Raw genomic sequence first — 21,409 nt, forward strand, 5'->3', positions numbered from 1 at the left:
ACCAGTCCTTTCACGAACGGGACCGCCGCAGCCATACGATATCCAGGGCGAAGGACCACACCAGCGCAACTGCGACCAGCGGCACAAGAGCGATGGCGATGGTTGCGGGCAAGAGCGGGGCCTGCATCGCGATCAGGGCGGCCAGTTGGAGCACGCACACAACCTTGCGGCTGAACCGCTCTGGCAAGTCGCGTTGCATCCATGGCAAGGCATAAGACGCGGCGATGAAGGCGTATCGCGGGATGCCAAGCAGCAGGGCTGCCGCGCCAATCTCAGGCGTCAGCGCGGCATTTATGGCAAGGGTCAGAGCAAGCAGCGAGTCGACTTCGACATCGAAGCGCGCGCCGAACTCCGAGGTCAGGCCTTGCTTGCGGGCGAGCCATCCGTCAACGCCATCCAGCGACAAGGCGATAACCGCGAGGCCAAAGAATGCCCAAGATGGACCGCCCCCCGTCAGTAGATGGGCGCTTAGTGCGCAGACCAGCATCAGCCGCGCCAGCGTCACGTAATTGCACAGCCCCAGACGGTCATGGTGGTAGTCGCGCTGCAAGAACCGGCCAGCCATTGCTGCGGCCCCAGCAAACAAGACAACCGAAAAGCCGATAGACCCCGCTGTCGTTCCGGGCAAAGCTGCGGCCAGCGCCAGAACGCCGAGCCCGCCCATAAAAGCGGCGCGCACGAAAGCGTCGGTTACGCCATGGGGCGCACCCCAAGGTAGGCGTCGGCGCGTTTTTCGAAGAAGATCTGTCTGCGTAAAAGCCATCATTGAAAGATCGCGCTGACTTTGCCACTGTCAAGGAAAGATAACATAGCGCACCCGTCGCTTATATCGTCGGGCGGTGCGCCGCTTATCAAACCATGAGGGTGCAATGGCAAATCCGGATACCCAATACCCAAGTCCCGCACGTTTTATACATTGGACGATGGCCGCCTTGATATTGGCCACGATTCCCGTCGGCGTTCTGATGACGCAAGAGGGGCTGGAGCGGTCTTTTCAAAACAGCCTCTATATTTTTCACAAGAACGTCGGTGTTCTGCTTCTGGTGCTGATTTTGATCCGCATCTTTTATCGTCTGACCCATAAGCCTGCGCCTCTGCCCAGCGATATTCCCGATTGGCAGCACCGTATTGCAGGGCTGTCTCATGCGGCGCTTTACGCGCTTTTGCTGATCATGCCCATCGCAGGCTATATCCGCGTCAGATCGGGCGGCTTCCCCATTGAGGCGCTTGATGCGCTGGGGGTGCCGTCGCTGGTGCCGCGCTCGGATGCGTTGGCGGAGGTCGCCAAATCCATCCACTACTTTGGCAGCTTTGCCATTGCGGGCTTGATCGCCATGCATATTGGCGCTGCTCTTTATCACGGCATCCTCCGCAAGGACGGCGTTTTTTCGCGCATGTGGCCACCATTCGGGGGCAGTGCCAGCTAGCCCTGCTTGTCGTTCCGGCGTTGCGCCATACCTTCCTTGGGATTAGGAGCGCCCTTTACGCACCTCTCTTTCAAGGTTTGCGCCTCAAGGAATTTGAACGCCACGATGTCTCTGACAGAGATACATAGCACCACATCCGGCCCGCTCACCGGCCGGATCACGCCGCTTGCGTTTTATGCAGGCGCGACAGTCTTGATGGCGTCTGCCATCGTTCTGGGCTTCGCGGCGGGTGTATCTGAATGGTCCTTTGGCGCAGTACTTGCGCTTCCCTTGATCACACTTACCGCGCTTTGGATATCCGGGGGCGCTGCGACAGGTTTGCTTGGTCTTTTGACCGCCTCGCCGCGCGCGATACCGGTTCCGGAGGCGTGGACCCCATCCGAGCGCACAGCGATCCTTGTGACGGTTTGTGGTGAAAATCCGGTGCCGATTGCAACGCATCTGCGGGCTTTGCGCAGAAGCCTCGACACCTCTGGGACCGGTGACGCGACGCAGATATTCGTCCTGTCCGATACCTCGCGCGACGATCAGATCGCGACGGAGGAGGCAGCTTTCGCACCGTTGCAGCAGGCTGGCGTGCTGCGCTATCGGCGGCGCGCAATCAACACTGGGCGTAAGCCGGGCAATATCGGCGACTGGTTTCAGACGCACAGCGATGCGTTTGGCTATATGATGGTTCTTGATGCTGACAGCCAGATGTCGGCGCACCGTATTCGCCGGATGATCTGGCAGATTGAGCGGCAACCGCGCGTCGGCCTCTTGCAAGCTGGTATTGCTTTGATCCCCGGCACGACCCGGTTTGGTCGCCATCAACGCGTGGCTTCGCGCGTATTGTCGCGCAATTTCGGGCGCGGCTTTGCGGCGTGGACCGGGGAGAGCGGGAATTACTGGGGTCACAATGCGATCATGCGAACAGCCGCTTTTCGCGACGCAGTTCTGCTTCCCACGCTTTCAGGCGCTGCCCCATTTGGCGGCGATATCCTGAGCCATGACTTCATCGAAGCCGCGTGGATGCGCCGCGCTGGTTGGGCGATTGCGCTTGATCCTGATCCCGTCGGTAGCGCGGAGAGCGCACCGCAAACCCTGGGCGAGTTTCACCGGAGAGATCGGCGCTGGTGCCAAGGCAATTTGCAGCATCTGCGCTTGCTGTTCACACCTGGTTTATGCCCGATCAGCCGCGTCCATCTGGCTGCGGGTATCCTTAGCTATCTTGCTGCGCCGCTCTGGCTGATGCTTGTGGGATTGATCGCTTCAGGCCTAGTGCCGGTGAGCGGGGTGGTGCCGCTTCTGTTGGTTGCTTTCGTGCTGATCTTGCCGAAACTCTGCGCGATGATAGATTGGCTAGGGCGTACACGGACGCTGCGCCGTCGCATGGTTGCGATGCGTGCTTTGGTCGGCGAGCTTATCGTCTCCAGCCTGATTGCGCCGCTTGTCATGGTGCGTCATGCAGGTGCCGTGGTATCGGTTTGTCTGGGGCGCGATTGCGGTTGGAAGTCTGGTCGCGCACGTCGGTTTTATGTGCCTGACGGCCTGCCAGAGATGGCCGTTGGGGGAACGCTGATCTTGTTGGCTTGGGCGACGACCGGGTCTGTGACCTTATGGCTTGCCCCGGTTGTAATGCCGCTTTGCGCTGCGCCGGTTATTGCGCGTGTCTTGAACGCGTCTGCGTGATGCAACGACGGGGTTTTCTCGCGAGCGTCTGTGCGGTTGCGCTGCTGCGTGGTTTGCCTTCCTCGGCTCAAACGCCGCCGTCTTTGCTGCAGGTTGCTCGCCGCCTTGCCGCCGAGACCTACAGCCCGACCCAGACGCCGCTGCCCCCGCCTTTTACAGGGCTGAGCTATGACGCCTATCGCGGCATTCGGCCCATTGCAGGGCGCGCAGCATTGTTGCCCCATGGCGCCGACTTTGAGGTTGATCTGCTACCGCCGGGCCTCTTTTTCCCTGATCCGGTCCGCATTGATCGCGATACAGGCGATGGCCCGGAAGAAATTACGTTCTCGCTTGATCTTTTCAGCTTTCAGGACCGGTATTTCGACACGGCTCCAGAGACGGCTCCGGGCGCTGGTTTCTCGGGCCTGCGTTTGCGGTATCCACTGAACGCAGCGGATCGCATGGATGAGGTGCTGGTCGTGCAGGGCGCCAGCTATTTTCGCGCGATTGGCCAAGCGATGGTCTATGGTCTTTCGGCGCGCGCGGTGGCGATCGGCACCGGCGGTGCCGGGCCTGAAGAGTTCCCGCGCTTTACGCATTTGCGTCTGCATCCCCCCAAGGATGGCACTGTTCGGATGGAAGCTGTGATCGACAGCCCATCGCTGGCCGGGCATCTGGACATGACGTTGCGCCCCGGTGCTGATACCGTGGTGGATGTCTCTGTAACACTGATGCCGCGGCGCGAGATCGCGGATATCGGGGTCGCCCCCCTGACCTCGATGTATTTGAAAGGCCCGCTGCGCGCCTCGGTCTCGGACGACTTCAGGCCGCGCGTCCATGACAGTGATATGCTGTTGATCGAGAACGGTGCGGGAGAGCGCCTCTGGCGTCCGATTGCGAACCCCGTGCGGCTGGAAACGTCCGCCTTTGTCGATGACAGCCCTGCGAGTTTCGGTCTTTTTCAAACTGCGCGCGCCTACACGGATTTTGAAGATACAGAGGCGCGCTATCACGACCGACCCAGCGCAATTGTGCGCCCGAAAGGCGATTGGGGGCCGGGGGCTGTGGTTCTTGTCGAGATCCCCACGCGTGACGAGTTCATGGACAATATCGTTGCGTTTTGGCGGCCAGAGGCTCCGCTTGCGCCGGGTAGCACGCACCGATTTGAGTATACTCTGCGCTGGACGGTTGCCCCGCCGGGTGAAGATGGGGACGCACGTGTTCTGCAAAGCCGAAGTGGGCGGGAGCATGACCGCCCCGGCACACGTCGGTATGTGATTGATATCGCGGGGCCTGCGGCGGGGCGGAGGCCTGAAATCAGCGCGCATGATGATGCCGAGATCACTGGTGTCAGCCTCTTTGATCTACCGGACGGCCAGGGGACACGCGTGACGTTCCTTTTGACTCCAGAGGCTGTCGATACAGTCGACCTGCGCCTTGTGTTACGCGCCGAGACGGGTGAAGCCGAGGCCGTTTGGCTACACCGCTGGACCCGCGCGCGGGATGGCGGTGTTTAGCGCGCTACATCAAAGGTGACGCGTGCGGCGAGGGGGCGATGGTCAGACGCCATGCGGATGCCCGGCCCATCAAGAACCATAGTCTTTTCAATATGCGCTCCGCCTGCGGACAAGAAGCGATCCAAGGGCAGAAGGGGTCTGCGCACAGGAAATGTGCGCGGCGCGGGTCCTTGGAAATCTGCTCCTAGCACCCGGCGTGACAGAGCCAATCCGCCCCAAGGCCGCCATTCGTTCAGATCACCGCACAAGATTGCGGGCAGGTTGGGCAGACGGAAAAGATGCTGTCCAAGTGTTCGCATCTGAACGATCCGCAGGGCCTGTGACAGCGACAGATGCGTCCCGATGGCACGCAAGAAATGCCCATCTTTCACAAGATCCAGAAGCACGGCACCGCGGTGGCAATGACCGGGCAGATCCAAAACGCGGATAGCCTCGACCTTGATCGACGGGTGCACGAAACAGACGACGCCAAGAAAGCCATGGCTGTCTTGTCCCCAACGGCTATGCGTCTCGGTGTGGATGTAGCGAAGCCCGGTCTCGGCTTCGATCCTCTGGATGTTCAGAAACCCGCGGTGGGGTGGGCATTCTTCATCGGCCTCTTGCAGGATCAGCAACTCGGTTTCCGCGCTGCAAACCTCGTCACACAAGACAGTGACCGTGCGCGCGGGATCGACCGCTCCGTCTTCGTCCCGACCGCGATGGATGTTCCAACTGATACAAGACAGGGCGGTTCTGGGATCTGACATAGCGCTCCGATTTCTTGACGCGGTTGTTCTTCACGGATGAGTTTAGAGGGGCTGTGGCAGAGTGCTACCATTCTTGAGCAGATCGTGTCTGGTTCGACGAAGTATCCCCTATGCCCGTGGTGAACGCGCCATCCCGCTCTTTGCGCGCATGGATAGGTGATGCCTTATCTTTTTTGGACGTGCGGTGCCGCCTAGATCATCTGTGCTTTCTGGACGAGCGGCCCTTGTGACAGTGCTTTTGCGAACGTTTTGAATAGTGCGTCGATGTTCAGGTCGGGGCCACAGTGCCTGCCCTTTGCAGGTGTTTTATACGCTTCTGAAATTCTGGTCCGTCTTTCCATCCAGACGCGCAGCCTGTTTCTTGCGAAAGGCGACATGAATAGTGGCGCGGCGACGAATTGATCTGTCAGCGCTTACCGGCAGACGGTCCTTATACGGTCGTTTGCGGAAGGTCTGGCTGATTGCCGTGGCGCGGGGCTTAGCTGCGCGCGCTCATGGCGTCGGCAAAGCGCTCGAACAGGTAGAAGCTGTCTTGCGGGCCGGGGCTGGCTTCGGGGTGGTATTGGACTGAGAAGACCGGGCGATCGGTGACGCGGATGCCGCAATTGGAGCCGTCAAAGAGCGAGACATGGGTCTCTTTCACATTGGCGGGCAAGGTCTGGCTGTCGACGGTGAAGCCGTGGTTCATTGAGGTGATTTCGACCTTGCCAGTCTCGTAGTCTTTCACGGGGTGGTTTGCGCCATGATGGCCGTGGTTCATCTTGATTGTCTTGGCGCCGAGGGCCAGCGCAAGCATTTGATGCCCAAGGCAAATTCCGAAGACTGGCATATCCGTCTTGTCGAGGACCTCTTTGATCATCGGCACGGCGTATTCGCCCGTTGCTGCCGGATCACCAGGGCCGTTCGAGAGGAACAAGCCATCGGGGTTTTGGGCCAGCACGTCCTCGGCAGTGGCGGAGGCAGGCAGGACCGTGACCTCGCATCCGGCGGAAGCCAGGCAGCGCAGGATGTTGCGTTTTGCGCCGTAGTCGATGGCCACGACCTTATGGCCCTTGCCTTCGCGTTTAGGAAAGCCGTCGGGCCACGCCCACCGCATTTCGTCCCATTTGTAGGATTGTGCGCAGGTGACATCTTTGGCGAGATCCAGCCCTTCGAGGCCAGAGAACGCGCGGGCGGCTTTGACCAGCGCTTCGATGTCGAAATTGCCCTCAGGGTCATGGGCCAGCGCCACATGGGGCGCGCCTTGCTGGCGGATCGCACGGGTCAGGCGGCGGGTATCCACCCCTCCGATACCGATGCGTCCGCGCCGGGTCAGCCAATCGACCATCGGCTCGGACGCGCGCCAGTTCGACGGCTCGGTCGGGTCCCACTTGACGACCATGCCGGCGGCGACAGGATCGGCGGTTTCATCATCATCGGGGTTCACGCCGACATTGCCGATATGAGGGAAGGTGAAGGTCACGATCTGGCCCGCATAGGACGGGTCGGTCATGATTTCCTGATAGCCGGTCATGGCGGTGTTGAAGCAGAGCTCTGCCTCGGTCTGGCCGGTGGCACCGAAGCCCATCCCGTAAAACAGCGTTCCATCGGCGAGAGCAAGACAGGCGGTGGGTTTGGCAGGCATGGCAGTCTCCGGGGCGCAAATTATCGGGGTGATAGGGGGTGCGGGCCGTGGGGTCAAGGGGGCGATGCCCCTTGAAAACAAGGGCTTGCGGCTGACGCGAGGAATGGATTGAACCTCTGGGGCGATGCGCCTATGTGTTAAGGCTCTTGAACCGTTGGGATGGGATCAAAGATGGACTTACGCAGCCGGATTTCCACGAGTGTGAAAGAAGCGATGCGAAACAAGGAGGTAGGGCGTTTGTCGACCCTGCGTCTTATTAGTGCTGCCATCAAGGATCGCGATATTGCCGCCCGAGGCGAGGGTAATGAGACCGGGGTGTCCGACGCGGATGTGCTGGGGATTCTGGGCAAGATGGTCAAGCAACGGCAGGAAAGCGCGCGCGCCTATGAAGAGGGCGGACGACTGGAACTGGCGGAGAAAGAGCGTGCGGAGATCGTGTTCATCGAGGAGTTTTTACCGCGGCAATTGTCGGAGACCGAGGCCTTGAAAGCGGTTGATGCGGCGATTGCGGATACCGGAGCACAGAGCATCCGCGACATGGGCAAGGTGATGGGTGTGCTCAAGGGCAAATATACAGGCCAGATGGATTTTGGCGCTGTTGGCCCCATGGTGAAGGACCGGTTGGGGTAGCGGGAAAACTCTTGATCAAGAGTTTTTTGAAAACTCTTCTGCCTCCGGCGGGGATATTTTTTCAAAAGCGAAAGCGGCGCGGATTTGGGCGATCCTTTGGGGATCGGTGATCGCGTAGCGCTGTGTGAAGTGGGTCTTTGAGGAGACGCGGCCGCGCCGTGCGCCAAAATTGTCGCCGTGGTTGAGCACGTAGAGGGCAGCGGCGGTCGGAAGCGGTTGCAGCGGACGGCCCGCAAGCGCTGCGAGGTAGGGGAACATCCGGTGTTCGTGCTGCGTCAGTTCCGTCAGGAAGGCAGGGCTGTCTTCGGGGCGGTAGCGGAGCGCCGCACAAGAGCCGCAGAGTTTCCAGAAGGGTTTGCGTCGAGGTTTGCCCAGCGTCGGTGGGCCAGCCAGCGCTATGCGGTCGTTTTGCTGGTCGGCGACATAACCGAGGGAAACGAGGGCGCCTCCGGTGGGTTTGCTGTGCAGGATTGCCGAGATTTGACCCGGGGCGAGCAGGTCGTCGGCATCAAAGGGCATGACGTAGCCGTCTTGTTGTACGTGCTCGGGCAGCGCTTCACAGAGTTGGCGCAGTTTGGCCCATTTGTCATTGCCGTCCACAGGTGTCGTGAAGGGCAGAAACGTGATGCGCGGGTCGTTCATAAGGGCTTCGGGCAAGTCGGGGGCGTCTTGGCCGCAGATCACAGCGCTCCAATTGCCATTGTCTTGCCGGGTGAAGCTGGCGAGCGTTGCGGCGAGGCGCTGGCTGACGCCGGACCAGTCGTTGACGTGATGTTTGCCGACGAGTGGGATCAGGAAAGTGACGGTCGGGCTTTGCGGCGCGGCGGGGACGCCTTGTGCGCGCAAGTCAAGGGCGGCGCGTTCGGAAGCCTGTAGGGTCGCGGTCTTGGCCAATCGTTCAGGGCCGATCAACCGCGCCCAGAGCGACAAGGCCCAGCGGCGGGTTTTGTGCGTGGCTGGGATTTGGGCCATGTGCGGCGACCTTGAAGAGCTGCGTTTGGAGCGTTCTAGGCGGAGGGCGCGCGCGTGTCGAGAGCGGGGAAGTGACCCTAAGAGCCGCCCTCGGCCTCTTGGGTGATCGTGGTGCTGGCGGCAATCCGCTCGCCATTCACGAGGTAGTAGGAATGGTCATTGCTGCTGAGATTGACCGTTACCTCATATTCGCCTTCGGGCAGATCGGGGATGTGAAAATGCGGACCATAGAGGCGCGCTATTTTTACCTCGTTCAGATAGAGATGCGCATGGCCCGTATTCGCGACATTTTCGCTATTTACGGTGTCTGGTGTGAAGGTGAAATCCGTCGCCTCAATGCGCAGGTTCCAGCCATCCATCGCGTCTTTTTCGACGGTGATACCGAGTTGCGGGGCGGTGTCGGCGGGCACGTCGATGCTGCCATGCATCAGTTCGTGTTCGCGCATATCCTCTGTCATTTCGAATGCGGGGGTTTGCAAATCCGGCAACTCACGGAAGGCAGGTGCGATCAGCACACCCAGAAGGATCGAGGCAATGCTGAGATAGATCAGGTAGGGAAAGCGGAGGGAGATATTACGCATCTTTGGGCACCCGGATCGTTTTGATGTCGGAATTGACCTGCTTGTTCGGCAGAAGGTTGGTGACTTTGAGGCGCTGGCCATAGCCCAGCAGGATCAGGATCAGCGCGACGCCGATGACAGGCATGTGGCCCACAAACTCAACCAGCGCGGCCTCGTTATTGCCTTCGATGATGAAGAGAATATTCGACGCAAAAAGCACGACCGATAATGCGATCACATTGAGCCGGGTCGTGGTGCCGAGCACAAGGATGACGCCGAAGATCACCTCTGTGAAGCCTGCAGAGAGGGCGAAGAGACGGTCGGTGAAAAACTCGAACCCCAATGCAGAGACGAAGTTCCATTGGTAGGCGGCCAAAAAGCTTTCGGCCATGATCGCCCCGAAGAGCTTTTCCGAGAAGCCCAGGGTGATGAGGGAAATACCTGTGAAGATGCGCAGAAGAGCGACGGAGTAGGGCTTGAAGCGTTCGCGCAGCTCTTGGGTCGGCAGATCATTGATCAGCAGGAAAACCGCAATGCCGATGACGATCAGGTATTCCAGTGCTGACAGGATCCCGAACTGGATCGCCAAGCCGAGCTGCAGAAAGACCATGAAGATGGCGGCGTGACGTATGAAGCGATTGACCATTAGCAAGATGCCGATCACGACCTGCAACGTGATCAGGACCGTGCCGAAACTGCCATAGGCGGTCAGGTGGGGGGCCACGATAGCGCCTTCATAGGCGGTCAGAAGCAGCGACATGCCTGTGAAGATGCGCAAAAGCTCGATGAAGTCATGACGGGTTTTGCTGTCGACGATACGTATTGTGGGTAGAACCGTGTCCAGAAACACCGACATCCCGACAATCGTCACCGCGAGTGCGATCCAGATCAGCACTTCTGGATCAGTGAGGCGGTAAGCTTCGAAGTTTTCGACGGTGACACCGGCATCCACGAACCAGCGCACATGGGCTATGGCGCTGGGTGCGGTCGCGAGCGGCTTTGTTGCACAAATCGGGTGAGGGACGTTCTTCCCCTTACCCCTGACGGACTTAGCCTACCGCCTCTGTGACAGGTATGCCAAGAGCGGTGTAGCGATTGAGCACGGCGATACGGATTTGGATTTCCGCAACCTGCCTATCGAAGTCGCGTGCCATGAGCGATTGGCCCATCAGTTTCAAACAATGCATCTTGGTTTCGACGCGGCTTCGGCGGTGGTATTCGCTCCAGCGTTTCCAAATGGTGCGACCAAGATAGCGTGAAGCATTGACCGCCTCGTTCCGTGCGATGGCTCCAGCGGTGGTTGGTTTCCATGGCTGGGCGTTCTTGCGCGGCGGGATGATGGCATGAGCACCACGGGCGGCAATGGCGTCGTGGCATTTGCGCGTGTCGTAGGCCCCGTCGGCGGTCACTGACGCGATATCCTGATCGGTCGGAATTTGGTTCAGCAATTCCGGCAGCATTGGCGCGTCTCCGACATTACTGGTGGTGACTTCGACCGCCCGAACTTCCAGTGTTTCCTCGTCGATCCCTATGTGTATCTTGCGCCAGATGCGGCGTTTCGGGCCACCATGCTTGCGCGCGTTCCACTCGCCTTCTCCCTCGGATTTGATGCCGGTGCTGTCGATAAGGAGTTTCAGTGGGCCGGTTCCGTTGCGATAGGGCAGGCTAACGTTGAGCGTTCTCTGGCGACGGCACAAAGTGCTGAAGTCCGGCACCGTCCAATCCAGTCCGACCAACCGCAGGAGGCTTTCAACGAACCCTGTCGTCTGCCGAAGCGGCATGCCGAACAGCACTTTTATCGTCAAGCAAGTCTGGATCGCAGCGTCGCTGAACTGGGGCTGCCGCCCGCGTTTGCCGCTAGGCGGAGGTGTCCAAACCATCTCGGGATCAAACCAGATCGACAGCGATCCTCGTTGCTTCAGCGCGGTGTTGTACGAAGGCCAGTTCCTGGTCTTGTACTGCGTAGGGGCCCAACTGCTCATACTTCCCAGCTATCATGCTGGATTCATGTAGTGAATCCCTGTCAGTAATTGTGCAACAAAGCCGTCGCGAGCCAAAGAAAGAGAAGCGTGAAAAGGCCAAGCGCCCACGCCACGGGGCGGGTGAACAGGCCGCGAGGTTGCGCGGCTCTCTTTATCTTTGTTCGAGTTTTCATAAGCGTCTGCCTGGCTAACTCGGCTAGAACGTAATGCGTTGTTCGCGCTTTCAACCCGCAGGCGCGCGCGTCGGCTCCGTCCTTGACGAAATCGAGAGAGGTTGAGCCGGTTGGTCGTGCTGTGGTTCAGACGCTTGCCTTGCGCGCCATGCGCAAGCTGGCCAGCAAGTCCCGGTAGAGCGTTTTGCGCTCGTCTTCGGACAGAAACGCGCCAATCTCGACCTCGCGGTCATTGCCGCACAGGGTGATGTAATGAGGGACGGGGCCTTTGCTTTCGTGCATGCGCACGTCGGCCCAATAGGCGTTCGCGCTCCATTCCTGAACGGCTTTGCGCGGGTTGTGGCGGATCAGGGCGATATGGTCAGACCAGACACGCAGCTCTTCCACAATCGCGCCGTCTTTGTAGCTGCGTTCAATCGCCAACCAGACGCCACCCACTGTGATCATCAGGAAGGGCAGAACACCCCAGAGAACAGGGGTTCCAAGGACCGCGATCAACGGGACAGAGATGAGGGCCACGGTGAGCGCGATGAACAGCACAAAGCCGCGGCGGGGCAGGGACCGGTAGGGCCACAGATGCGCTTCGGCCAGCGGGGCGTCGCCTGCTTCAAATGAAGCGGCCCCGGAAATTTCCGAGGCCGTTTCTGGTTTCTTGAGCCATTCAACCGGCATCAGTGGGCGTGCTGCTTATCCCAGTCTTCCTGCTTGGGAAGCTGCTCGAACGTGTGCTCGGGCGGTGGGGATGGCAGGGTCCATTCCAGCGTGTCGGCGTATTCGTTCCAGTAGTTGTTCTCGGTCACGCGGCGGCCTGCGAGCAGGGTGTAGGCGATGATACCGATGAAGAAGAGGAACGAGGCGAACGACAGAAAAGCGCCAATGGACGAGACATAGTTCCAGTAGGCAAAAGCCTCCGGATAGTCGATGTAGCGGCGGGGCATGCCCTGACGGCCCAGGAAGTGCTGGGGGAAGAAGGTCAGGTTGGCACCGATGAACATCATCCAGAAGTGCAGCTTACCGGCCCATTCAGGATACTGACGGCCCGACATCTTGCCGATGTAGAAGTAGATACCGGCGAAGATACAGAACACGGCACCCAGCGACATCACATAGTGGAAGTGGGCCACAACGTAGTAGGTGTCGTGATAGGCGCGGTCGACGGCGGCCTGGCTCAGCACGATGCCGGTGACACCACCGACCGTGAACAGGAACAGGAAGCCAAAGGCCCAGAGCATAGGCGTTTTGAACTCAACCGAGCCGCCCCACATGGTGGCGATCCAGCTGAAGATCTTGACGCCTGTAGGCACCGCGATGACCATCGTGGCCAGCATGAAGTAGGACTGCTGGGTCAGCGACATACCGACGGTATACATGTGGTGCGCCCAAACGACGAAGCCCAGAACACCGATGGCGACCATCGCATAGACCATCGGCAGGTAGCCGAAGATGGGCTTGCGCGAGAAGGTCGCGATGATGTGGCTGATAAGGCCAAAGCCCGGCAGGATGATGATGTAGACCTCGGGGTGGCCGAAGAACCACAGGATATGTTGGTAAAGCACCGGATCACCACCGCCAGCCGGATCAAAGAACGAGAACCCGAAGTTGCGGTCCATTAGCAGCATGGTGATCGCGCCTGCCAGAACCGGCAGCGCCAGAAGGATCAGCCAGCTTGTGACGAAGATCGACCATGCGAACAGCGGCACTTTGTGCAGCGTCATGCCGGGCGCGCGCATGTTCAGGAAGGTCGTGATCATGTTGATTGCGCCGAGGATTGACGAGGCACCCGAGACGTGGACCGCGAAGATCGCAAGGTCCATCGACATGCCGCCTTCATTGGTCGAGAGCGGCGGATACAGGACCCAACCGACGCCAGAGCCCATCTGATCGTTGCCGCCTGGCGCCAGAAGCGAGGCGATACCGAGACCGACACCTGCGATAAACATCCAGAAAGACAGGTTGTTCATGCGCGGGAAGGCCATATCGGGCGCGCCGATTTGCAAGGGCATGAAGTAGTTACCGAAACCGCCAAACAGCGCCGGGATCACCACGAAGAACATCATCAGGACGCCGTGATACGTGATCAAAACGTTCCAGAGATGGCCGTTAGGTGTGCAAACCTCGCCTGCGGCAGCAGCGGTGAAGCGTGCGCCTTCGAGGCACATGTATTGAACGCCGGGTTCCATCAGCTCCATGCGCATGTAGACCGTGAAGGCTACCGCGATGAACCCGACGATGCCGGATGCGAAAAGGTAAAGGATACCGATATCTTTATGGTTCGTAGACATGAACCAGCGGGTGAAAAACCCGCGATTGTCTTCGTGCTCGTGGCCGTGAATGGCTGCGTCTGCCATAGGGGGTGCCTCCTGTTGGCTAGGCTCGGAGTATTCTTAGAATTCCAACGACGTAATCTGAATCACGCATATGTTCCGCCTGATGTTCTAGAGCGACTGCGAGCCCAGAGCAACGGGGGCGCGCGCTTTTGTCCGTGTTATTTTGGCGCAGTTGATACAGATCATTTTCGCGCAATGTTGCAGTCGATTTGCCGTGCAAAGGGCTGTTTTCACGTCAGATTTCCAGCACAAGCGGGCAGTGGTCTGACACTTCTGGGTTATACACCACGTCAAAGCTGCGCACCGCCTCGGGGCGGTTGACCAGCATGTAGTCGGCAAAGCGTCCCGGCTTTTGATACTGCGTGTTTCGTGTGCCCGGGAAATCGCGTGTCGTGACGAGTTCGGTGAAGCCCGCGTCACCCAGCAGGCTGAGGGTCTGGCTGTCAGGCTCTACGTTGAAATCGCCGCAGATGATCCGCAGATCGTCTGTCTCGGACACCTGATCGGAGAGGGCGAGGAGGCGCTCGGCCTGCGAAGCGCGCTCTGCGGTATCCATCTTGCCGCGCAGATCGCGCAAGCCGTGCATCTGCGTGATGCTGACAGCGCGCTGTTGTTTCAGGTCGAAAACGCGGATCGCATGGGCGCTGCGAGAGCGTGGATGATCGCCATACCCATCTGCGGAAAACGCTTTATGGACAAAGCCTTGAACCTGTCCGATGACAGGGATTGCCCGGTGCACGAATGTCGCCAGACCCCATTGTGACGGGATAGGCACATCGTCTTTCCACAACACGCCCTGAGCGGCTGGGCAGAAGGTTGACACGTGATCTGGCAAGGCGGCGCAGACATCGCGAAAGAAGTTTGCGCGCTGCGGTAAGACGTGGTCGCTGTCGCGGTAGGTCAGCCAGTCTTCCTGCGTCTCCGGACTGTGCACGACCTCTTGCAGGCAAAGCACGTCAGGCGATTGTGCGGCCACGTAAGCGACGAGCGGTTCATGCATTTTGCCGCCCCAGCCGTTCAGGCACATGATCTGCATGACCGCTCCTTTTGGTCCCGTTTGGATGTCGATAGCGGAGCAGGTGCGATTTTGGAATGGGTAGGGTTGATTGCCCCCGCCCGCGTTCCGATCTGTGGGAGGCGACAAGGAGAGACAGTATGCGAGCATTCAAGGGGCTGGCGCTGGTCGCCGCGATGGCGGGACCGGGTTTGGCGCAAGACAGCACCGAAACCCTGGAGGCGCAGCTTGCATCGGTGGCCAAGTCTGCCGCCCCCTTTGCGGTTGGCATGGGCTATCAATTTGTGGGTGACGAACCGCAGTGGCGCGTTGCAGGAACGCAGCACCGCTGGTCTGACGTGCCCGTGGCGGAGGATGCATTATGGCATGTAGGCTCGATCACCAAATCCTTTACGGCTACGCTGATCATGCAATTGCAGGCAGAAGGGCGTCTGGATGTGACAGCGCCGATCGCCACATATTTGCAGACCTATGTCGGGCAGTTTCATCCCAGCTGGGGCGAGATCACACTTGATGAGTTGATGCGACATGTTGCGGGTATGCCCGTGACCGACGGCTTTACCTGGCAATCTGATGCACCACGTCAGCAGCGGATCGAGGCGCTGCGGACGGTGTGGGAACTGCCGATCGAGGTGCGCGGGACGCAACAGTATTCTAACCTTGGTTATGTGCTGGCGGGCGTGATCGCCGAAGAGGTTACCGACACCGCTTGGCGCGATCTGGTGCGCACCCGGATCGCAGAGCCGTTGGGCATGACATCAGTCGGGTTTGGTGCGCCTGTTACGGATGGCAGCCCGTGGGGGCATCACAAGCGCATGGGGCTGCGCTTTCCGGTCGATCCAGAGACAGACGGTGCGGACAACCCGGAGTGGATGGGGCCTGCGGGGCGGCTCCACATGAGCATCGCGGATTTGCTGAGATGGGGCAGTGCGCATCAAGCGGCATGTTCAGGGGTAGGCGAAACGCTGCTGCCGCAAGCGGCGTGTTTGCAGATGCGCGCGTCAGTCGAGGACACGCATGGTTATGGCTGGGTGACGCAATTTGCCGAAGCTTACGACCAGCCAGTCGTTTGGCATAATGGGTCAAACACGATGTGGTATGCGATGTTGATCATGTTCCCGGAAAGCAATCTGTCGGTCGCCATGGCAATGAACGCGAGCAAGGACAGCCTTGTAGATGCAGCGTCGGCGGAGCTCGCAGCGGCGGTGTTGGGGATTGAGCTTCTGGACTAAACGGTCAGTCTTCTTTCGATCACGCGGATTGCCGAATAAAGATCGTCACGATCCGCATAGACCCCTTCGATGAAGCGCGCGCCGCCTGCGGCGTCATAAGCCGAGCGTCCGTGAAGGACGCGACGGTTATCAAAGGCGAAAAGATCGCCGGGTTTGTAGCGCACTCGCATGAGGTAGGCGTCGGACTGGGCGCGCTCGGCGAAGCGACGATAGGCCGTGTAGGCGCGGTCCTGAGTGGCCAGATCAGCCACAAGTGGTGCGCGAAGCCATGTTTCATAGCGTAGTGCCGCGATCTGGCCCTTCTCGTCGAGATCAACCATGGGACCGGACGCTTTGTAAGACGTGGTCTTTGCGCGGTTATTGTAGGTCCACGGAATGGTGGTCATCGCCTCCCATGTGTCCGGCTCTTCGGCGCGGATATCTTCGGCGATGCGGTAACCATCGCAGTAAAGCCCGTCGCCGCCCGAAGTGTCATTGGCGCGACAATACAGAAATTGCAGGCCGGGCGGGCATTCGCGCGTGCACAGATCCATATGCTGGGGCAGGGCGACGGGCGTGTAGGCGTTCGAGGTCGGGTCATCCTGAATGGCAAGTGTGTAGGTGCGCCCGAAATTCGTCTCGCGAATGGTGCCGATGCGTTCGGCGATCTCGACCAGAAGGCCGTCTTGCTGGGGCAGCCCTTCGAGGCGGGCAACGCCGTGGTCGCGCAGGCTCGTCAGGAACTTGTGAAAGACGCGGTCGTCTTGCAGCGCGTCTCTGCCGGAGACGGTGGCAGGCTCGGGCAGATCGGCGGCGCGCCAGAGGATAGGTTTTGGTGTTGCGGGGGCTGTGCCGGTCCAGCCATGGGCGTAAAGCCAACCGGGGTGGAACGCACCACGCGGGGTGCCGTCGGACCACGAGATTTCAAGCGCGCCAGAGGGGGCGATCTCAGCCTTCGTGGCTTTCAGCCCTTCGGGAAAATCCAACGGGCTTTTCAGCGTCTCGCGTGACAGCGGGTGGAGCGTGTCGGCATCGGTCGCGTTCTCGGCCAGCAGCAGGCGGTGATACGTGGCGATGCGCCCGTCTGACCATGTTAGTTCGATATGACCGCCCGGCAGAATTGTGGCGGCCTTGATCTGGGCTGTCACCGGCCACGTGTCGAAATCCGGGGTGAGCGGGAGGGACAGGTCTTTCATCGCGGGTCTCCAGTTGTCACGCATCAGGACGATCGGGCGGACGGACGAGATTCGTCTGTTCCGGAAACGACATCGGGTTGAAGACGATCAGTTCACGGTGCTGCACCAGTAAGCCCCATAGATATGCCCTAGGCCGCCGTCAGGTTTTCAGCGATATACGCCGTGCTTTGCACACGCATGAGGTCGCGCAGCTGTGTGATGACGTTGTTCGTGCACTCAATAGCCCCTAGTTTTCTAGATACCTTCTTGGTTGATATTGCGCTGTCTGTTTTCGAAGTCGACATAACGACCCGCATGGACGCGCTGAAAAGGACGAAACTGTTCGGCCATGGCGACAGCGCCGCTGAAATGCACGCGATCCTCGACAAGTAGTAACACATCACCTGCTGTATGAGTGATGGACGCGGGCATCTCTCAGACGGCTCGCGTTTTTTCTTTGTCTTGGACTTAGCGGTATTGAGCCGCGGCGATGAATTCGCCAAAGGTCTCGCACCAGATCAACACGGTCGTGTAGTCTTCAAGGGTGGTGTCGGCGGGCAGGTCGAGAATGAAGCCGCCGAATGTGTCGATATTTCCGACCATGCGAGAGCGGTCCCGCAGGGGGGTGAACGCATCCTCATGGTCCACGAACTCAGGCACCAGATAGAGCCGGTAATCCGGGCCGGGCGCGAGGCGACCTTCATGCACGATTTGGGTGGCCGTCAGGCTGATGCGGCCTTCGCCCCAATGCAGCGCGTCATTGCCGGGCAAGTCTTTTTGAATTTCCGCTGAATATGTCGCCGATTGTGCCATCTCGCTGAGCAACGCCTCATCGGGGGAGGGCGGTGCTGTCAAGATTGGAAGCAGGTAGATGCCCAAGGCGAAACCTACCGCGAGGGTGGCAAGATGTGTGCCTGCGAGGAGGATCAGACGTTTCATCGCAGTAGGGTAGCGCGCAGTTGGCATTGCTCCAAGGCATTCCTGAGCGTTGTGCGGGATTGGAGGCCCCGGATCATGTCCGGGGCGGGCGCCAGGATCGCCTTCGTTGGGTGGCGTTTAGTCTTTCGCCTCGGACCAAGTGAGGAAGCTGACCGCAGTTGGGTCTGGCGACCGCGTGCGGCGGACCACGCGGAAATGCTTCAGCAGGCGCTTGCGCCACCAGGGCGGCGGCTGAACTGTGCAATGGGCATTCTCGCCGTTGGGGAGGATTTCCTTGGCTTCACGCACGGAGATATTGAAAAACGCGTGTTTTGATAGGCTGCGGATGCGCGCGAAGATGTCGTCGATGTCTTCTTCGGGGATATGCTCCATCACGTCGGTGCAGATCACCAGATCGACCTTGTCTACGGGCATTTCCGAAAACGCCGGGATCGCGGGGTCGTAGCGGTAGACTTTCGCGTCATTGATCGCGCCCATCCAATCGACAAGGCGGGATTGCCCGCAGCCAAAATCCAAGACCGAACGGATTTTCGGAATGTCGTCCAACGGGCGCTGGATATAGCCGATCATCACCTCGGACGAGCGGCCATAGGTCTTGGTCTCGTGGATGTGGCGATATTGGGCGATCAGCTCGTCTCGGCGCGACATGGGATCCTCGTTACTGGGTCAATTGAAGCTCTGTGACGGTCGGGAATGTCTTTTTTAAGGCGACGTCGACGTCTTCGAGCGTCACAGGCAGCCCGAGATCGACAAGCGAAGTCACTCCATGCTCGGCGATGCCACAGGGGACGATGCCGGTGAAATGATCGAGGTCTGGTTCCACATTGATCGACAGGCCATGAAAGCTGACCCATTTGCGCAAGCGCACGCCAATGGCGGCGATCTTGTCTTCGGCGCTGTCGCCTGTCGTGGCCGGCGGCTTGTCGTCCCGCGCGACCCAGACGCCGACGCGCCCCTCGCGGATTTCGCCTTTGACATTAAAATGATCGAGTGTGGCGATCACCCAATGCTCAAGGCCTTTCACAAAACGGCGCACGTCATGGCCGCGCTTGCCGACATTGAGCATCACATAAGCCACGCGCTGGCCCGGCCCGTGATAGGTGTATTGCCCGCCACGTTTGGTATCGTAGACCGGGAAGCGATCCGGATCTGTGAGGTCTTCGCGCTTGGCCGAGGTGCCGGCGGTATAAAGCGGGGGGTGCTCGAGCAGCCAGATCGCCTCGTCCGCTTCGCCATTGGCTATCGCGGTTGCGCGCGCCTCCATCTCGCGCACAGCGAGGTCGTAATCGACAGGGTCTGGAGAGACGATCCATTCGACCATTCAGGGCTCCTTTGCGGTGCCATTTAGCGGCGCAGCGGCAAGAGGCGCAAGACACGCATTTTTCCCTTCACAAGGTGGATTGGTCGGTCTATACGCCCCGCTACCAAGCCTAGACAGTGCGGTCGTGGCGGAATTGGTAGACGCGCAGCGTTGAGGTCGCTGTGGGGTAACACCCGTGGAAGTTCGAGTCTTCTCGACCGCACCATTCTCCAAACATTCTTAGAAAGACGGAACCTATCGGGGTCATCGGTCGCATTCCGACGGACGTGTATTCTGTGGCAGTTTCCCCTATGGAGGGGCCTTGCCATGACCGATGCTGATCTGATTGCTGCATTCACCAAGATCGTAAGTCGCAGGCATGTGATGACCTCGGCCAAGGCGACCAGCCGGTTTCGCAAGGGATTTCGCTCGGGCGAAGGGGATGCGTTGGCAGTCGTGCAGCCGAAGACCTTGTTGGAGCAATGGGAGGTTCTCAAGGCCTGTGTTGCCGCCGACAAGATCGTGATCATGCAGGCAGCCAATACTGGACTGACCGAAGGCTCGACGCCCAATGGTGATTATGATCGCGATGTGGTGCTGATCAACACCCGTCGTATGGATCAGTTGCAGCTGATCGAGGACGGCAAACAGGTGATCAGTTTTCCGGGCGCGACCCTGTTCAAGTTGGAAAAATTGTTGGCCCCTTTGGGACGTCAGCCACATTCAGTCATTGGGTCCTCGTGCATAGGGGCGTCCGTGATTGGCGGCGTGTGCAACAATTCCGGCGGCTCTCTGGTCGAGCGGGGGCCGTCTTACACGGAGATGTCGCTTTTCGCACAGGTGTCCGAGGCGGGCGAACTGCAGTTGGTCAACCATCTTGGCATTGCGCTGGGCAACAGCCCGGAAGAAATTTTGACGCGGCTGGAAAAGGGCGATTTTTCGGCGTCTGACTTCGAGAGCAACAACCGAAAAGCGTCCGACACGGATTACGCACAGCGCGTGCGGGATGTGGACGCGGCGACTCCCGCACGGTTCAACGCGGATAAGCGGCGGCTGCACGAAGCTTCAGGTTGCGCGGGCAAGCTGGCGGTGTTTGCTGCGCGGTTGGATACGTTTGAAAAGAACGCCGCCGAGCAGGTGTTCTATATTGGCACGAACAGGGCTGAGGAGTTGACCGAGCTGCGCCGGGTGATGTTGGCGGAGTTTGAGAACCTGCCGGTGAGTGCGGAGTATATGCACCGCGAGGTGTTTGATATCACCGAGGTCTACGGCAAGGACACGGTTTTGATGATCGACAAACTGGGCACGGACCGGTTGCCGATGTTCTTTGCGATGAAAGGCGCGGTGGACGCGCGGTTGAATGGCGTTCCGGGGCTGAAAGGCTTTACGGATAGGTTCATGCAGTTTGCCTCAAAACTGTGGCCGAACTTGCTGCCCAAACGGATGCGCGCCTACCGCGACCGGTTCGAGCATCACCTGATCCTGAAAATGCGCGATGCGGGCATTGGCGAGGCGAAAGGGTTTCTGGACAGCTTCTGCGCGACGCGGGACTGCGATTATTTCGAATGTGATGCGCGCGAGGCCAAGATCGCCGGGCTGCACCGATTTGCTGCCGCAGGCGCCGCGATCCGTTATGCCGCCATCCATGCGGACGAGGTCGAGGATATCCTTGCGCTTGATATCGCGCTGCCGCGCAACACGCGGGATTGGGAAGAGCATCTGCCGCCCGAAATCGCGGACCAACTGGTGCACCGAATGTATTATGGCCACTTCATGTGCCACGTTCTGCATCAGGATTATATTGTGAAAAAAGGCTGTGATCCCAAGCCTTTAAAGGCTGCGATGCTCAAGCTGCTGGACACGCGCGGGGCGGAGTATCCGGCGGAGCATAACGTCGGGCATTTGTATAAGGCCAAACCCGATCTGGCCGCTTTCTATCAAGAGATCGACCCGACCAATGCGTTCAATCCGGGCATCGGAAAAATGTCGAAATGCAAGCATTACAGCGTGGGAGAGGCTGATGTTGCTGCGGAATAATCGGGCAGTCCGCGAAGAACATCTGATCGCCCTGTGCGCGTTTCCTACGCAATTTGCCTGAAAAGCGTCTGTCTGGCGGCCAAACGTCCGCTTTTGTCATCGGACTGTCGTAAATCAGGGAATC

General features: G+C 59.4%; 21 protein-coding genes and 1 tRNA gene. 8 read left to right on the plus strand and 14 right to left on the minus strand.

Annotation, left to right across the window (positions count from 1 at the left end):
• Positions 1-10: 10 nt before the first annotated feature.
• Positions 11-679, minus strand: a complete 669-nt coding sequence (locus tag KUW67_RS12485) for a CDP-alcohol phosphatidyltransferase family protein (protein ID WP_224825643.1) — start codon at positions 677-679, stop codon at positions 11-13.
• 244 nt (positions 680-923) lie between these two features.
• Between KUW67_RS12485 and KUW67_RS12490 the strand changes: the two genes are divergently transcribed.
• The 3 genes from KUW67_RS12490 (at position 924) to KUW67_RS12500 (ending at position 4,594) form a co-directional block, all read left to right on the plus strand.
• Positions 924-1,427 carry a cytochrome b gene (locus KUW67_RS12490; RefSeq protein WP_370634978.1) on the plus strand — a complete coding sequence of 168 codons (504 nt, stop codon included), beginning with the start codon at positions 924-926 and terminating at the stop codon, positions 1,425-1,427.
• Between the two features lie 105 nt (positions 1,428-1,532).
• Positions 1,533-3,098, plus strand: a complete 1,566-nt coding sequence (gene mdoH, locus KUW67_RS12495) for a glucans biosynthesis glucosyltransferase MdoH (protein WP_224825645.1) — start codon at positions 1,533-1,535, stop codon at positions 3,096-3,098.
• The gene (locus tag KUW67_RS12500) at positions 3,098-4,594 is read left to right on the plus strand and encodes a glucan biosynthesis protein (protein WP_224825646.1); all 1,497 of its coding nucleotides are present in this window, start codon (positions 3,098-3,100) and stop codon (positions 4,592-4,594) included. Before mdoH ends, KUW67_RS12500 begins: the two co-directional genes overlap by 1 nt.
• Here KUW67_RS12500 and KUW67_RS12505 read toward each other — a convergent pair.
• Positions 4,591-5,340 carry an endonuclease/exonuclease/phosphatase family protein gene (locus KUW67_RS12505; protein ID WP_224825647.1) on the minus strand — a complete coding sequence of 250 codons (750 nt, stop codon included), beginning with the start codon at positions 5,338-5,340 and terminating at the stop codon, positions 4,591-4,593. The two genes, KUW67_RS12500 and KUW67_RS12505, sit on opposite strands and share 4 nt — an antisense overlap.
• Before the next feature lie 478 nt (positions 5,341-5,818).
• Positions 5,819-6,964 carry a glutamine-hydrolyzing carbamoyl-phosphate synthase small subunit gene (gene carA / locus KUW67_RS12510; protein ID WP_224825648.1) on the minus strand — a complete coding sequence of 382 codons (1,146 nt, stop codon included), beginning with the start codon at positions 6,962-6,964 and terminating at the stop codon, positions 5,819-5,821.
• 171 nt (positions 6,965-7,135) lie between these two features.
• Here carA and KUW67_RS12515 point away from each other — a divergent pair, with 171 nt between their 5' ends.
• Positions 7,136-7,594, plus strand: a complete 459-nt coding sequence (locus KUW67_RS12515) for a GatB/YqeY domain-containing protein (protein ID WP_224825649.1) — start codon at positions 7,136-7,138, stop codon at positions 7,592-7,594.
• A 15-nt stretch (positions 7,595-7,609) separates the two neighbouring features.
• Here the strand turns inward: KUW67_RS12515 and KUW67_RS12520 are convergent, their stop codons facing one another.
• From KUW67_RS12520 to KUW67_RS12550, 7 genes are all read right to left on the minus strand, one after another.
• Entirely contained in the window at positions 7,610-8,566 is a 957-nt protein-coding gene (locus tag KUW67_RS12520) for a hypothetical protein (RefSeq protein WP_224825650.1), read from the minus strand.
• 77 nt (positions 8,567-8,643) lie between these two features.
• On the minus strand, positions 8,644-9,147 hold the full coding sequence (locus tag KUW67_RS12525) for a hypothetical protein (protein WP_224825651.1): 504 nt from the start codon (positions 9,145-9,147) through the stop codon (positions 8,644-8,646).
• On the minus strand, positions 9,140-10,090 hold the full coding sequence (locus KUW67_RS12530; RefSeq protein ID WP_224825652.1) for a DoxX family membrane protein: 951 nt from the start codon (positions 10,088-10,090) through the stop codon (positions 9,140-9,142). The genes KUW67_RS12525 and KUW67_RS12530 overlap by 8 nt, the downstream gene beginning before the upstream one ends.
• An 85-nt stretch (positions 10,091-10,175) precedes the next feature.
• Positions 10,176-11,108: an IS5 family transposase gene (locus tag KUW67_RS12535; RefSeq protein WP_224825653.1), complete on the minus strand. Its 933-nt coding sequence runs from the start codon at positions 11,106-11,108 to the stop codon at positions 10,176-10,178.
• 299 nt (positions 11,109-11,407) lie between these two features.
• Positions 11,408-11,953: a DUF2244 domain-containing protein gene (locus KUW67_RS12540; protein ID WP_224825654.1), complete on the minus strand. Its 546-nt coding sequence runs from the start codon at positions 11,951-11,953 to the stop codon at positions 11,408-11,410.
• Positions 11,953-13,629, minus strand: coding sequence for a cytochrome c oxidase subunit 1 (locus KUW67_RS12545; protein ID WP_224825655.1), 1,677 nt, complete (start codon positions 13,627-13,629; stop codon positions 11,953-11,955). Before KUW67_RS12545 ends, KUW67_RS12540 begins: the two co-directional genes overlap by 1 nt.
• A 214-nt stretch (positions 13,630-13,843) precedes the next feature.
• On the minus strand, positions 13,844-14,644 hold the full coding sequence (locus KUW67_RS12550) for an endonuclease/exonuclease/phosphatase family protein (protein WP_224825656.1): 801 nt from the start codon (positions 14,642-14,644) through the stop codon (positions 13,844-13,846).
• A 119-nt stretch (positions 14,645-14,763) separates the two neighbouring features.
• On the opposite strand from KUW67_RS12550, the gene KUW67_RS12555 reads away from it, so the two are divergent.
• Positions 14,764-15,855: a serine hydrolase gene (locus tag KUW67_RS12555; protein WP_224825657.1), complete on the plus strand. Its 1,092-nt coding sequence runs from the start codon at positions 14,764-14,766 to the stop codon at positions 15,853-15,855.
• On the opposite strand, the gene KUW67_RS12560 is transcribed toward KUW67_RS12555, so the two are convergent.
• A complete protein-coding gene (locus KUW67_RS12560) occupies positions 15,852-17,030 on the minus strand; it encodes a TauD/TfdA family dioxygenase (protein WP_224825658.1) in 1,179 nt (392 codons plus the stop codon). The two genes, KUW67_RS12555 and KUW67_RS12560, sit on opposite strands and share 4 nt — an antisense overlap.
• A 198-nt stretch (positions 17,031-17,228) precedes the next feature.
• On the opposite strand from KUW67_RS12560, the gene KUW67_RS12565 reads away from it, so the two are divergent.
• Positions 17,229-17,402, plus strand: coding sequence for a hypothetical protein (locus KUW67_RS12565; RefSeq protein ID WP_224825659.1), 174 nt, complete (start codon positions 17,229-17,231; stop codon positions 17,400-17,402).
• A gap of 75 nt (positions 17,403-17,477) precedes the next feature.
• Here the strand turns inward: KUW67_RS12565 and KUW67_RS12570 are convergent, their stop codons facing one another.
• From KUW67_RS12570 to lipB, 3 genes are all read right to left on the minus strand, one after another.
• The gene (locus KUW67_RS12570) at positions 17,478-17,975 is read right to left on the minus strand and encodes a DM13 domain-containing protein (protein ID WP_224825660.1); all 498 of its coding nucleotides are present in this window, start codon (positions 17,973-17,975) and stop codon (positions 17,478-17,480) included.
• Positions 17,976-18,065: 90 nt separating this feature from the next.
• The gene (locus KUW67_RS12575; RefSeq protein ID WP_224825661.1) at positions 18,066-18,596 is read right to left on the minus strand and encodes a class I SAM-dependent methyltransferase; all 531 of its coding nucleotides are present in this window, start codon (positions 18,594-18,596) and stop codon (positions 18,066-18,068) included.
• A 10-nt stretch (positions 18,597-18,606) separates the two neighbouring features.
• Positions 18,607-19,269, minus strand: a complete 663-nt coding sequence (gene lipB, locus KUW67_RS12580) for a lipoyl(octanoyl) transferase LipB (protein ID WP_224825662.1) — start codon at positions 19,267-19,269, stop codon at positions 18,607-18,609.
• Positions 19,270-19,387: 118 nt separating this feature from the next.
• Here lipB and KUW67_RS12585 point away from each other — a divergent pair.
• Both KUW67_RS12585 and dld read left to right on the plus strand, forming a co-directional pair.
• Positions 19,388-19,474 (plus strand) — tRNA-Leu (locus KUW67_RS12585).
• A gap of 101 nt (positions 19,475-19,575) precedes the next feature.
• A complete protein-coding gene (dld, locus tag KUW67_RS12590; protein WP_224825663.1) occupies positions 19,576-21,285 on the plus strand; it encodes a D-lactate dehydrogenase in 1,710 nt (569 codons plus the stop codon).
• The last annotated feature ends 124 nt before the right edge of the window (positions 21,286-21,409 follow it).

This window comes from Cognatishimia sp. MH4019, assembly GCF_020177595.1.
Taxonomy (GTDB): domain Bacteria; phylum Pseudomonadota; class Alphaproteobacteria; order Rhodobacterales; family Rhodobacteraceae; genus JAHTBL01.